This is a genomic window from Pseudomonas sp. B329 (assembly GCF_023127835.1).
GTDB classification, from domain to species: domain Bacteria; phylum Pseudomonadota; class Gammaproteobacteria; order Pseudomonadales; family Pseudomonadaceae; genus Aquipseudomonas; species Aquipseudomonas synxantha_A.
Map to the genome: position 1 here is coordinate 456,585 of NZ_SPKP01000011.1, position 12,551 is coordinate 469,135.

Consider the following 12,551-nt stretch of genomic DNA (forward strand, 5'->3'; position numbering starts at 1 on the left):
GTGATTACTCGTCAGCGCCCTTGTCGATCACTTTACGGCCACGGTATACGCCTTCTGGCGATACGTGGTGACGCAGGTGAACTTCACCAGTGGTCTTTTCCACGGACAGGGTGCTAGCCTCGAGAGCGTCGTGCGAACGGCGCATGTCACGGGCGGAGCGGGATTTTTTGTTCTGCTGAACAGCCATAATTGATTAACTCCTAAACGTTTGGGTCACGCTTTAACTGCGCCAATACACTGAACGGGTTGGACCGCGTTACCTCGTCCTCGCTCGGCTCGGCCTCGTCATCGAGACCCTCCGGCTGCTGGCATTCTTCCGGATGATGAGCAGGCACAATGGGCAAGGCGAGCAAAAGCTCCTCCTCGATCAGTGCATGCAGATCCAATGGATCTTCGCCCAGTTCCAGCACGTCATAACCTTTCGGCAACGACTGGGTATTCGCACCCTCTTTCACCACAGCATAACTGCATTCGCTGTGGATCGGCAGGGTGACCAGCTCAAGACAACGCTGGCAAACCATTTTGACTTCGGTGTCGATAAAGCTGTGGATTACCACAGACTTACGTTCATCTCGTTCAAAAACGAATTTAGCCTGCACCGTACCGACAGTGTCGGAAAGCGGGTCGCAGAGTCTCTCCAAATCGGCCAGCAGCACTTCACCTTGAAGGGTGGTGCCACGATCAGCCAATTTGCGCGGGTCAACGTGAGGTGGAATCGGGTCATTCAACATAGGCGCAGCATTATAGGGATGCACCCAGCCATGTCAAAGGAAATTCAGCCCTGTGCGTCAGCCGGTCGCGTCGCTAGAATCGGTGACTGCCTTGAGGAGACGTATATGCTGCCTTTATTACTCGCGTCCAGCTCGGTTTATCGCCGGGAATTACTGAGCCGCCTGCACCTGCCTTTCACCTGCAGCTCGCCGGATATCGACGAAAGCCACCGCCCGGACGAATCCGCCATCGAACTGGTAAAGCGCCTGGCCGAAGAAAAAGCCCGCGCCCTCGCCGCCAGCCATCCTGGCCATTTAATCATTGGCTCTGACCAGGTCGCTGCACTGGAAGGCCGGATCATCGGCAAGCCTCACACCTTTGAAAACGCCCGCGAACAGTTGTTGGTGGCCAGTGGCAAGCGTGTGAGCTTTCTTACCGGGCTGGCACTGCTCAACAGCAACACAGGGCATTGCCAGGTCGACTGCGTGCCTTTCACGGTAACCATGCGCGAGCTGGATGCAGAGCGTATTGAGCGCTACCTGCGGATCGAGCAGCCCTATGACTGCGCGGGCAGCTTCAAGGCCGAGGGGCTGGGCGTGAGCCTGTTCCAAAGCACCGAAGGGCCGGATGCGACCAGCCTTGTCGGGCTGCCGCTGATTCGGCTGGTGGATATGCTGCTCGCTGAAGGCGTGCAAATCCCTTAAATACACCACCGGCCAAATGTGGGAGGGAGAAAGCCCCCCTCCCACCTTTTGATCTACAGCAGGCTCGGGGTATCAGCGTAGCGTCGGGCCTTGGAAGCCCATGTACAGCGCAAGCTTCTCAGCCACGCTGGCGCCGAGCTTTTTGGAGAAGCGATCAAACGGCGATTCCTCGACCGTAAAATCCACCAACTCCTTCTCGCCAACCACATCCCGCGCCACCGAGCTGGCACTACCCAATCCGTCAATCAAGCCCAGCGGCAATGCCTGCTCGCCCGACCACACCAACCCGGAGAACAACTCCGGATGATCCTTATCCTTCAACCGGTCACCACGGCCCTGCTTGACGCTGGCAATGAACTGGCGATGAGTGGTATCGAGCACGCTCTGCCAAAACGCGGTTTCATCCGCCTTTTGCGGCTGGAAAGGATCCAGGAACGCCTTGTGCTCACCCGAGGTGTAGGTGCGACGCTCCACCCCCAGCTTCTCCATGGTGCCGACAAAACCGTAACCGGCCGCCGTCACACCAATGGAGCCCACCAGGCTGGCCTTATCGGCATAGATCTGGTCAGCGGCACTGGCGATGTAATAAGCCCCCGAGGCGCCCAGGTCGGAAATTACCGCGTAGAGCTTGGTATCCGGATGGAGTGCGCGCAGCCGGCGAATCTCGTCATACACATAGCCCGACTGCACAGGGCTGCCGCCAGGACTGTTGATACGCAGGATCACGCCCTTGACCTTGGGGTCTTCGAAGGCGGCGCGCAGGCTGGTGACGATATTGTCGGCACTCGCGGACTCCTTGTCGGCAATCACACCGCGCACCTCAATCAGGGCGGTGTAGTGACTACCGCGGGTAGCGCTTTTTTCCATATCCATCAGCGGACTGAACAGCGCCAGCATCCCAAGCAGGTAAACAAAGGTCAGCAGCTTGAAAAAAATCCCCCAGCGCCGCGAACGACGCTGTTCCTGGACACTGGCCAGGAGGGTCTTCTCCAGCAGCTTCCAGCTTTTATCATCACTGCTTTCGGCCTTTTCGGGCGCTTTCCACTCGTCACTCATGCCATCAACCCCAGCAAAGACTTATCGGGCCCGGCTGAGCCAGGCCTGCAATTCAGAAAAATGATCAATCGTGAGCCTCGGCTCGTATTGCTGCAACGCCTCGGCAGCCTGGGCGCCATAGCTGACCGCCACGCTGTCCATGCCAGCATTGCGCGCCATCATCAGGTCGAAAGACGCATCACCCACCATCAATGCCTGGCGCGGCGATACACCGCAATGATCCAGGATCTGCTCCAGCATCAGAGGATGGGGCTTGCTGGCGGTTTCATCAGCCGCACGGGTAATGTCGAAATAGTCTTCCCAGCCATGCGCCTTGAGCACCCGATCCAGCCCGCGACGGGCTTTTCCGGTGGCGACCGCCAGCTGAAAGCCCTCGGCACGCAAAGCCTCCAGCGACTGCACCACACCGTCGAACAGCGGCGAAGGCTCGGCCTCCAGCGCAATGTAGTGATCGGCATAGTGCTCGCGGAACGCTATCAGCTCGTCGTCGGCAATTTGCGGGTAAAGCGTGCGGATTGCTTCAGGCAAGCCCAGGCCAATGATGCCCTTGACCGCGATGTCGCTGCACAACTCAAAACCCGAGCGAGTCGAAGCCATATGCATCGACTCGACAATCCGACCAATGGAATCGCACAGCGTCCCATCCCAATCGAAGATCAGCAGTTTGTAGTCAAGGTGCGACACTCAAACGCTCCACGGTCTTGGCCCACATCTCGTCGACCGGCGCCTGCAATTTCAGCTCGCCACCATCGGGCAGCGGCACAGTGAGCATGTAGGCGTGCAGGAACAGACGCTTACCGCCCAGATCGCGGATCTCCTTGGAGAAACCCTCATCACCGTACTTGGTGTCACCGGCAATGCAGTGCCCCGCGTGCAGGGTGTGCACGCGTATCTGGTGAGTACGACCAGTGACGGGTTTGGCTTCGACCATGGTGGCGAAGTCGCCGAAGCGGCGCAGTACCTTGAACAGGGTCAGGGCTTCTTTGCCCTCCTCGTCCACCTCGACCATACGCTCACCGGAACGCAGGTTGCTCTTTTGCAGCGGTGCACGAACGCTCTTGATCGAGCTGGCCCAATTGCCACGCACCAGCGCCATGTAGCGCTTGTCCACACCGTCGCCACGCAGGGCGGTGTGCAGGTGGCGCAACATGCTGCGCTTCTTGGCGATCATCAACAGGCCGGAGGTGTCACGGTCCAGGCGATGGACCAGCTCCAGCTCCTTGGCATCCGGGCGCAACTGGCGAAAGGCTTCGATCACGCCGAAGTTCAGGCCACTGCCGCCGTGAACTGCGATGCCGCACGGCTTGTTGATCACGATCAGTTTGTTGTCTTCGAAGACAATCGAGGCTTCCAGGCGCTGCAACAGCCCCTGGGCCAGGGGCACAGGCTCGTCGCGCTCAGGCACGCGCACGGGCGGCACACGGACGATATCGCCCGCCTGCAACTTGTACTCAGGCTTGATCCGCCCCTTGTTCACGCGCACTTCGCCTTTACGCAAAATGCGGTAAATCAAGGTCTTGGGCACGCCTTTGAGCCGGGCCAGGAGAAAATTGTCGATGCGTTGGCCGGCATATTCCGGCGAGACCTCAAGCAGCTGGACGCTGGGGGTCGGGGGGGTGGTAGTCGTCATGGCCGCGATGATAACAATTTTTTATGGAATTGAAGCACTTAATCATTGCTGCTATAGTCGCGAACGCCGCCAAAAGCGGCCTGGGCAGAGGACATGCGGCAAATTGCCGGCCCTGACCATCGCAATTCATCAGGACGCGAGGCCGTCCTACGGGGCTTCGGCCACCTTGGAAGGCTCGGGATTGTAACAAGCGCAGGTGACATGAGGCCTGAAGCGAGTGCAAAAAGCAGAGTGAATACTCGCGTTTTGCGCCGATATTTACGGCCAGTTCACAAAGTGCAGTCAGTCTTGAGCCAGACCATGGCAGATGCTTCGGAAACAACGCCTGTTAAGAGCTGAGTGAGAGCGCAGTCGCCCACACCTAGTCTTGTTTAGCCATGAGCGTGGACTCCCCATTGGAGCCCACGGTAAATGCCAACCCGCTGCGGATTCTGCGCGCGGCAGCACCCGAATTATCAGGGATACGTGTAGGGTGGAGATGCACAACCGTCGGACTGTGTAGCACTAGGCTTGTTTCAGACGCTTCATCTCGTCCACAGTCGCCGGTTGATTCCTCCTCCTGACCTTAGCTTTTGTTGAAGTGGTGCCTTTGTCACCACCGCTAACGAGCAGGACGCGTCCGTCGCGATACCGGCCCAATTGGCAGGTTTTGCTGGACACTGGAGTGGCCAACCACTCTTGACGCACCTGACACCGACCGTGAGAAGTCGTGTGTGCCGAACGCCGTTTCCGGCAGCCCGGAAACCGACGGTACAACATGAAAAGAATGCTGATTAACGCGACTCAACCCGAAGAGTTGCGTGTTGCACTGGTAGATGGCCAACGCCTCTACGACCTGGACATCGAATCCGGTGCACGCGAGCAAAAGAAGGCCAACATCTATAAAGGCCGTATTACTCGCATCGAACCAAGCCTTGAGGCTGCCTTTGTCGATTTCGGCTCCGAGCGCCACGGCTTCCTGCCCCTCAAAGAAATCTCCCGCGAATACTTCAAGAAAGCCCCCGAAGGCCGCGTGAACATCAAGGACGTCCTGAGCGAAGGCCAGGAAGTCATCGTCCAGGTCGAGAAAGAAGAACGTGGCAACAAGGGCGCCGCCCTGACCACCTTCATCAGCCTCGCTGGCCGTTACCTGGTCCTGATGCCGAACAACCCGCGTGCCGGCGGTATTTCCCGTCGCATCGAAGGCGAAGAGCGCAACGAACTGCGCGAAGCGCTGAACGGCCTGATCGCACCGGCCGACATGGGCCTGATCGTTCGCACTGCAGGCCTGGGCCGCAGCAGCGAAGAAATGCAGTGGGACCTCGACTACCTGCTGCAACTGTGGACCGCTATCAAGGAAGCGTCCCTGGATCGTTCCGCGCCATTCCTGATCTACCAGGAAAGCAACGTGATCATCCGCGCCATCCGCGACTACCTGCGCCAGGACATCGGCGAAGTGCTGATCGACAGCGTTGAAGCCCAGGACGAAGCCCTGACCTTCATCCGCCAGGTGATGCCGCAGTACGCCAGCAAGATCAAGCTGTACGAAGACAGCGTTCCGCTGTTCAACCGTTTCCAGATCGAAAGCCAGATCGAGACCGCCTTCCAGCGCGTGGTCGAACTGCCTTCCGGCGGCTCCATCGTCATCGACCCGACCGAAGCCCTGGTGTCCATCGACATCAACTCGGCGCGCGCCACCAAAGGCAGCGACATCGAAGAAACCGCCCTGCAGACCAACCTGGAAGCGGCTGAAGAAATCGCCCGCCAGCTGCGCCTGCGTGACATCGGCGGCCTGATCGTGATCGACTTCATCGACATGACCCCTGCCAAGAACCAGCGCGCCGTGGAAGAGAAAGTCCGCGAGTGCCTGGAAGCCGACCGTGCCCGCGTACAAGTGGGCCGTATCTCGCGCTTCGGCCTGCTGGAAATGTCCCGTCAGCGCCTGCGCCCGTCCCTGGGTGAGAGCAGCGGTATCGTGTGCCCGCGTTGCAACGGCACCGGCATCATCCGTGACGTTGAATCGCTGTCCCTGGCAATCCTGCGCCTGATCGAAGAAGAAGCCCTGAAAGACCGCACCGCCGAAGTTCGCGCACAAGTGCCGATTCCGGTTGCCGCCTTCCTGCTCAACGAAAAACGCAACTCGATCACCAAGATCGAACTGCGCACCCGTGCTCGTATCGTCATCCTGCCGAACGATCACCTCGAGACGCCGCACTTCGAAGTACAGCGCCTGCGTGATGACAGCCCGGAAGCCCATAGCGGGCAGTCCAGCTATGAAATCGCTGCTGCCGCGGCCGAAGTGGAAGAAGTTCAGCCAGCCGCCGCGACCCGCACCCTGGTTCGCCAGGAAGCCGCCGTCAAGACTGCACCGGCACGTGCCAACGCACCGGTCCCGACCGAAGCCGCCGCACCGGTTGCCGCACCGGCCGCCCTGCCTGAGCCAAGCCTGTTCAAGGGCCTGGTGAAGTCGCTGGTCAGCCTGTTCGCCACCAAGGAAGAGCCTGCCGCCCCGGTTGTGGTTGAAAAGCCTGCCACCGAGCGCCCGGCGCGCAACGAAGAGCGTCGCAACGGCCGCCAGCAGAGCCGCAACCGCAACGGCCGCCGTGACGAAGAACGCAAGCCACGCGAAGAACGCGCCCCCCGTGAAGAGCGCGCTCCTCGCGAAGCCCGTGAAGAAGCCCCGGCCGTAGCCCGTGAAGAACGTGCACCGCGTGAAGAGCGCGCACCACGTACCCCGCGTGCTCCGCGCGAAGATCGCAAGCCGCGTGGCGAGCGTGAAGAGCGTGTGCGTGAACTGCGCGAGCCGCTGGATGCGGCACCTGCCGTCGCTGCTGCCACTGCCGCAACCACCGAAGAACGCCCGGCGCGCCAGCCGCGTGAAGAGCGTGCCCCACGTGAAGAGCGCCAGCCGCGCCCGCCGCGTGAAGAGCGTCAACCACGCGCCGAGCAAGCCGCTGCCGCCAGCGAAGAAGAAGTACTGACCGGCGAAGAGCAACTGCAGGAAGACGGCCAGGACAACGCCGAAGGCGATCGTCCACGCCGCCGCTCCCGTGGCCAGCGTCGTCGCAGCAACCGTCGTGAGCGTCAGCGTGACGCCAACGGCAACGTGATCGAAGGCTCGGAAGAAGCCGGCGAAAACGCAGAAGCGGCCAGCAACGAACCAACGGGCGCCGAACTGGCTGCCGGCTTGGCCGTTACCGCTGCCGTCGCCAGCTCGGTCATCAGCGCACCTGCGCAAGCCCAGGCTCACGAGCAAGCCGAGCGTGCTACCGCCGCTGTCGAAGAAACTGCTGCCGTAGAAACACCCGTTGTCCAGACCCCAGTGGTTGAAGCGCCGGTTGTGGAAGCGCCAGTTGTTGAAGCCACGACCCCTATCGAAGCCCCAGTGGTTGCGCAAGTGGAAGTTGCTCCGGTTCGCGACGCACAGCCAGAAACCGAAGTGGTTGCTGTTGAGCCCGCACCGGTTATCGAGCCTGCGCCAGTGGTTGAACTGGCTGTAGAAACACCGGTTGCCGAAGAAGCCGCCCCGGTTGTGCGTGAAGTTCGCGAAGAACAGACCGCCTTCCAGTGGACCGCTGAGCCAGCTGCCCCGGTTGAAGCGCCAACGCCTGCCCCTGCGGTAGAAGAAGCGCCGACGCCGGTTGCTGAAGTCGTCGCCGAGCCAGCCCCAGTGGTTGAGCCGACGCCGGTTGTGGAGCCCGCACCCGTGGTTGAAGTTGAAGCCCCAGTGGTTGCCGAAGTGGCTGCCCCAGTGGTTGAAGCTGCACCTGCCAGCGCCCTTACCGAAAATGGCCGTGCGCCGAACGACCCGCGTGAAGTGCGTCGTCGTCGCAAGGAAGCCGAAGCAGCTGCCGCAGCGGCTGCCCAGGCGGTAGAGCACAAGGCCGTGGAAGAAGAGCCTAAACCCCTCGTCTGATTCCATCCGCCACTAAAAAGCCCCGCCTGAGCAATCAGGCGGGGCTTTTTTATGGCTACTTGGAATGCCAGCTCCCACACTTAACCTGCAGTAAAACTCAACCGTTGCGGCACATCGACATCCCAAAGCACACCAGGATCATCTACCTGCACCTCTCGCACCTGTGTTTGTGCAAACAACGGCTTGGCCCCACGATCCCCACTCAGAGCCATCAGGGCCGGCCCAAACGTGTGATCGAAAGCCACCGGGTGCCCATACTGCCCGGCAGATACCGGCACAGTGATGCCCTCCACGCTGGCAATAACCCGCTCGATACTCGATGACTGGATAAACGGCATATCCCCCAACACCACCAGCCACCCATCCGCTGCACCGCTGGCCTTGACCGCGGCCGCAATGCTGTCGCCCATCCCGCTCGAGTCCAGCAGTACAACCTGACAGCCATAAGCCTCTGCCAGGCGGATAACCTCCCCGCGCCCCGGCGACGTCACCAGCCAGCGCGTTACAACACGCTCAGGCAAGTTGCGCAGCACCTGCTCGATGACCGGCCGGATAACGCCATCCAGCCCCACGCAAGCAGCCAGTAACTTGTCTTGATCCGCCCCGGCTTCGGCGCGAAAGCGACTGCCCTGCCCCGCTGCCAGCACAATCGCTGTAACGGTCACTGCGCCGCTACCGCCAGGGGCTTTTTCTGCATCGGTGCCACGCCGTTCTTGATCGCGACAATTTCCGCCATCAACGACAGGGCAATCTCCGCCGGTGTATGGCTGCCGATATGCAAACCAATCGGCCCGTGCAAGCGCGCAATCGCATCCGCCGACAAGCCCAGCGCCGCCAGGTTCTCCCGGCGCTTCTGGGTATTGACCCGCGAACCCAGGGCGCCGATGTAGAACGCAGCGGAGTTCAGCGCCGTCAGCAGCGCCATATCATCCAAACGCGGATCATGGGTCAGGCAAACGATGGCCGTGCGCTCATCGGTGTGGATGTTCAACACCGCCTCGTCGGGCATACCAGGTACAAAGCGGCCATGTTGCTCTTCCCAGCCGTAGACGAACTCTTCGCGGGGGTCGCAGATCAGCACTTCGAAATCCAGCAAGCGCGCCATTTCGGCGACGTAGCGCGACAGTTGCCCGGCGCCGATCAGCAGCAGCCGCCAGCGCGGGCCGTAAATGGCGCGCAGGCGTTCGCCGTCGAAGCTCACCACATCAGTCTTGCTCGCAGCGCTCAGGGTTACCGCGCCCGTGGCCAGGTTCAATTCACGTGCGACGACCTGGTGGTCTTCACAGCGCGCCAACAGTTGCTCGACCCAGGCCCAATTATCCACCCGCTCTTCGGTCAGGCGCAGCGTGCCGCCACACGGCAAGCCAAAACGTGCCGCTTCGTCGCGGGTGACGCCGTAGGTCACCATCTGCACTGGTGGTCCGTCGTCCGCCAGCCGCCCGTCCTGCAGGCGTGCGATCAAGTCATCTTCGATGCAGCCTCCGGACACAGAACCAATGACCACACCGTCGCCACGCAAGGCCAGCATCGCCCCCGGAGGGCGCGGCGCGCTGCCCCAGGTCTGTACCACGCTGTACAGCACCACGCGCTGCCCGGCGCGGCGCCATTCCAGGACGCTACGCAGGACATTCAAATCCACACTGTCCATCAAACCTTCCTGCCAGCGTTGAAAAATCGTCGTTTACTGTAAAGCAAAATAATCAAAAAGTGGCCGCGCACAAACGCAAACGCCCCGAACCAGTCGGGGCGTTTGCCAATTGCCTAAGCGTCAGATCACGCCATCAGCGGCTTACTTGACCACAGGAGCAGGGCCTTCGGCCACACCCAGGTCATCGAGCTCGCGAGTTTCGGAGATACCGGTACCACCGGATGCCAGCTCGCTTTGCAGCTTGTCGGTGTCCAGCTCCTTGACCCACTTGGCCACAACGATGGTGGCTACGGCGTTACCCACCAGGTTGGTCAGGGCACGGGCTTCGGACATGAAGCGGTCGATACCCAGGATCAGCGCCAGGCCGGCAACCGGCAGGTGGCCGACAGCCGACAGGGTGGCAGCCAGGACAATAAAGCCCGAGCCAGTCACACCTGCAGCGCCTTTGGAGGACAGCAGCAGCACCAGCAGCAGGGTGATCTGGTGGGTGATGTCCATGTGGGTGTCGGTCGCCTGAGCGATGAACACGGCAGCCATGGTCAGGTAGATCGACGTACCGTCGAGGTTGAAGGAGTAACCGGTTGGGATCACCAGGCCGACGACGGACTTCTTCGCACCCAGGCGCTCCATCTTGATCAGCATACGCGGCAGTGCGGATTCGGAAGACGAAGTACCCAGTACGATCAGCAGTTCTTCACGGATGTAGCGAATCAGCTTCAACACGCTGAAACCGTGAGCGCGGCAGATTGCGCCCAGCACCAGCACGACGAACAGGATGCAGGTGATGTAGAAGCAGATCATCAGCTGGCCCAGCTGCACCAGCGAACCCACACCGTAGGCACCGATGGTGAACGCCATGGCGCCCAGGGCACCGATTGGCGCGAGCTTCATGATCATGTTGATGATGTTGAACATCACGTGGGCGAAGCGATCGATGAAGTCCAGCACCGGCTTGCCGTAGGCACCCAGGCGGTGCAGGGCGAAACCGAAGATCACCGAGAACATCAGCACTTGCAGGATGTCGCCGTTGGCAAAGGCGCCGACGATGGTGTTCGGGATGACGTTGAGGATAAAGCCGACAATGCTCTGGTCTTTACCGGCGGTGACGTAGGCCGCCACTTTGGAAGCGTCCAGGGTGGCGACGTCGATGTGCATGCCGGCGCCCGGCTGCACAACGTTGACCACGACCAGACCGATCAGCAAGGCGATGGTGGACACGATTTCGAAGTACAGCAGTGCGTAGCCACCGGTTTTGCCGACCGATTTCATGCTTTGCATGCCAGCGATACCGCTGACAACGGTGCAGAAGATGATGGGGGCGATGACCATTTTGATCAGCTTGATAAAGCCGTCACCCAGTGGCTTGAGGGCCACGCCGATCTGCGGGTAGAAGTGGCCGAGCAAAATACCGATAACGATTGCAACGATCACCTGGAAATACAGGGATTTGTAGATTGGCTGACGAGTCGTCATTGCAAAGTTCCTCAATCGTCCCGTGTGGCAAATATCCGCCATTGCCCACGACACTTGAATTGCGAACCCTCCTGCACTGGAGGGATTTGTTGTTTGCGAAGCCTGTAGGAGAGAGCCTGCGCTGCAATCCCTATCGCAAACAGCGTGCCACTTTGCTTAAACACCCTGAAGGCCCTTCAACATCGGGGCTTGGCGTTTATTGACGCGCTTGAGCCGTGGAACAAGGTGGCGGATTTCCGCCCGCCCACCCCGTCTCGTCCTACAATTTGGCGGATATCCGCCTTGCCGTCGCGCCGGGGTCTGACTACCATCCGCCACTCCATGGATGAGGCCCTTTCATGCGTGAACGTACCATCGCCAGTCACTACGCCCGAGCCGCCCTCGGCGGTGCGCGTCGTGTGGGTTACGACTACTCAGGGCTGTTGCAGCAGGTGGGCATCAGCCCCGAACTGCTGACCGAGCCCCGCGCCCGTATCGCTCCGGAGCAATTTACGCGGTTGCTGCAAATGCTCTGGCTGGGGCTGGATGACGAATACCTGGGGTTCGCCGAAGGCCCGAGCAAGCGTGGCACCTTCGCCATGATGTGCCACGCCCTGATCCACTGCCGCACGCTGGAAAAGGCTCTGGAACGCGGCTTATTGTTTTATAGCCTATTCCCACAGGGCCCGCGCTGGCAGCTGACGAAAGAAGGCGATATGGCGCGGCTGAGCCTGGATGACTCGCAGCTATGGGACCCGGATCACTTCCTCAGTGAATGCCTGCTGGTGATCTGGCATCGCCTGGGCAGTTGGCTGATCGGCCAGCGAATCCGGCTGCAACAGGCCACCTTCAGTTACCCGATGCCGGACCATGCTGGCGAGTACGACCTGCTGTTCCCCTGCCCCTTGGTGTTCGGTGCGCCGACCAGCAGCCTGGTGTTTCCCAGCCGCTACCTGAGCCTGCCGTTGTTGCAGGATGAACGCACTCTCAAGCATTTTTTGCAGCGCTCCCCTGCCGACTTGCTGTCGCGGCCGGATGAAGGCGACAGCCTGAGCAGCCAGTTGCGCCGCTTGCTCAGCCGCGACCGCACGCCCTGGCCGGACCTGGAAGCCGTCGCCCAGCATTTGCACATCAGCCCGCAAACCCTGCGCCGGCATCTGCGCGAAGAAGGCACGAGCTTTCAGGCGTTGAAGGATGAGTTACGCCGGGATATCGCCATTTACCACCTGGGACGGGCGGATTTGTCTTTGCAGGAAATTGCCGAACAGTTGGGGTTTTCCGAACCGTCGGCGTTTCATCGGGCGTTCAAGAAGTGGACGGGGTTGACGCCGGGGGCCTACAGGGCGCAGGAGAGTTAAAGGTATAGCGCCTGGGAGGGCCTCTTCGCAGGCAAGCCAGCTCCCACAGTTGATCGGGTTTACAAAATCTGATGTGTGAATACATTCAGAGGCCAGT

Annotated in this window: 11 protein-coding genes; 3 read left to right on the forward strand and 8 right to left on the reverse strand. The window is 60.6% G+C overall.

Going from position 1 to position 12,551, the window contains the following annotated elements; all coding sequences use genetic code 11:
* Window positions 1–4: 4 nt before the first annotated feature.
* Window positions 5–187 carry a 50S ribosomal protein L32 gene (gene rpmF, locus E4P00_RS08530; protein ID WP_003179396.1) on the reverse strand — a complete coding sequence of 61 codons (183 nt, stop codon included), beginning with the start codon at window positions 185–187 and terminating at the stop codon, window positions 5–7.
* A 13-nt stretch (window positions 188–200) separates the two neighbouring features.
* Window positions 201–731, reverse strand: coding sequence for a YceD family protein (locus tag E4P00_RS08535; RefSeq protein WP_005790551.1), 531 nt, complete (start codon window positions 729–731; stop codon window positions 201–203).
* Between the two features lie 105 nt (window positions 732–836).
* Here E4P00_RS08535 and E4P00_RS08540 point away from each other — a divergent pair, with 105 nt between their 5' ends.
* Window positions 837–1,415 (forward strand): nucleoside triphosphate pyrophosphatase, encoded by a 579-nt coding sequence (locus E4P00_RS08540; RefSeq protein ID WP_216091986.1) that lies wholly within the window; start codon window positions 837–839, stop codon window positions 1,413–1,415.
* A 72-nt stretch (window positions 1,416–1,487) separates the two neighbouring features.
* Here E4P00_RS08540 and E4P00_RS08545 read toward each other — a convergent pair whose 3' ends face one another.
* The 3 genes from E4P00_RS08545 to rluC are packed head-to-tail and all read right to left on the reverse strand — an operon-like array spanning window position 1,488 to window position 4,101.
* Window positions 1,488–2,471 (reverse strand): S49 family peptidase, encoded by a 984-nt coding sequence (locus E4P00_RS08545; protein ID WP_248131174.1) that lies wholly within the window; start codon window positions 2,469–2,471, stop codon window positions 1,488–1,490.
* A gap of 21 nt (window positions 2,472–2,492) precedes the next feature.
* On the reverse strand, window positions 2,493–3,155 hold the full coding sequence (locus E4P00_RS08550; protein WP_078822096.1) for an HAD-IA family hydrolase: 663 nt from the start codon (window positions 3,153–3,155) through the stop codon (window positions 2,493–2,495).
* Window positions 3,142–4,101: a 23S rRNA pseudouridine(955/2504/2580) synthase RluC gene (rluC, locus tag E4P00_RS08555; protein ID WP_005790558.1), complete on the reverse strand. Its 960-nt coding sequence runs from the start codon at window positions 4,099–4,101 to the stop codon at window positions 3,142–3,144. The genes E4P00_RS08550 and rluC overlap by 14 nt, the downstream gene beginning before the upstream one ends.
* 757 nt (window positions 4,102–4,858) lie before the next feature.
* Here rluC and rne point away from each other — a divergent pair.
* Complete coding sequence (rne, locus tag E4P00_RS08560; protein ID WP_248131176.1) at window positions 4,859–7,996, forward strand: ribonuclease E; 3,138 nt, start codon at window positions 4,859–4,861, stop codon at window positions 7,994–7,996.
* An 80-nt stretch (window positions 7,997–8,076) separates the two neighbouring features.
* Here the strand turns inward: rne and E4P00_RS08565 are convergent, their stop codons facing one another.
* From E4P00_RS08565 to E4P00_RS08575, 3 genes are all read right to left on the reverse strand, one after another.
* Complete coding sequence (locus tag E4P00_RS08565; RefSeq protein ID WP_032879853.1) at window positions 8,077–8,661, reverse strand: nucleotidyltransferase family protein; 585 nt, start codon at window positions 8,659–8,661, stop codon at window positions 8,077–8,079.
* Window positions 8,658–9,644: an XdhC family protein gene (locus E4P00_RS08570; RefSeq protein WP_248131178.1), complete on the reverse strand. Its 987-nt coding sequence runs from the start codon at window positions 9,642–9,644 to the stop codon at window positions 8,658–8,660. The genes E4P00_RS08565 and E4P00_RS08570 overlap by 4 nt, the downstream gene beginning before the upstream one ends.
* A gap of 141 nt (window positions 9,645–9,785) precedes the next feature.
* Entirely contained in the window at window positions 9,786–11,117 is a 1,332-nt protein-coding gene (locus E4P00_RS08575; RefSeq protein ID WP_248131180.1) for a dicarboxylate/amino acid:cation symporter, read from the reverse strand.
* Between the two features lie 338 nt (window positions 11,118–11,455).
* Here E4P00_RS08575 and E4P00_RS08580 point away from each other — a divergent pair, with 338 nt between their 5' ends.
* Window positions 11,456–12,454: an AraC family transcriptional regulator gene (locus tag E4P00_RS08580; RefSeq protein WP_032879850.1), complete on the forward strand. Its 999-nt coding sequence runs from the start codon at window positions 11,456–11,458 to the stop codon at window positions 12,452–12,454.
* Window positions 12,455–12,551 lie beyond the last annotated feature (97 nt).

Coding starts and splice junctions, on each gene's coding strand:
- E4P00_RS08580 (WP_032879850.1), top strand. CDS start 11,456: ATGCGTGAACGTACCATCGCCAGTCACTACGCCCGAGCCGCCCTCGGC.
- rne (WP_248131176.1), top strand. CDS start 4,859: ATGAAAAGAATGCTGATTAACGCGACTCAACCCGAAGAGTTGCGTGTT.
- E4P00_RS08575 (WP_248131180.1), bottom strand. CDS start 11,117: ATGACGACTCGTCAGCCAATCTACAAATCCCTGTATTTCCAGGTGATC.
- E4P00_RS08545 (WP_248131174.1), bottom strand. CDS start 2,471: ATGAGTGACGAGTGGAAAGCGCCCGAAAAGGCCGAAAGCAGTGATGAT.
- E4P00_RS08540 (WP_216091986.1), top strand. CDS start 837: ATGCTGCCTTTATTACTCGCGTCCAGCTCGGTTTATCGCCGGGAATTA.
- E4P00_RS08535 (WP_005790551.1), bottom strand. CDS start 731: ATGTTGAATGACCCGATTCCACCTCACGTTGACCCGCGCAAATTGGCT.
- rpmF (WP_003179396.1), bottom strand. CDS start 187: ATGGCTGTTCAGCAGAACAAAAAATCCCGCTCCGCCCGTGACATGCGC.
- rluC (WP_005790558.1), bottom strand. CDS start 4,101: ATGACGACTACCACCCCCCCGACCCCCAGCGTCCAGCTGCTTGAGGTC.
- E4P00_RS08570 (WP_248131178.1), bottom strand. CDS start 9,644: ATGGACAGTGTGGATTTGAATGTCCTGCGTAGCGTCCTGGAATGGCGC.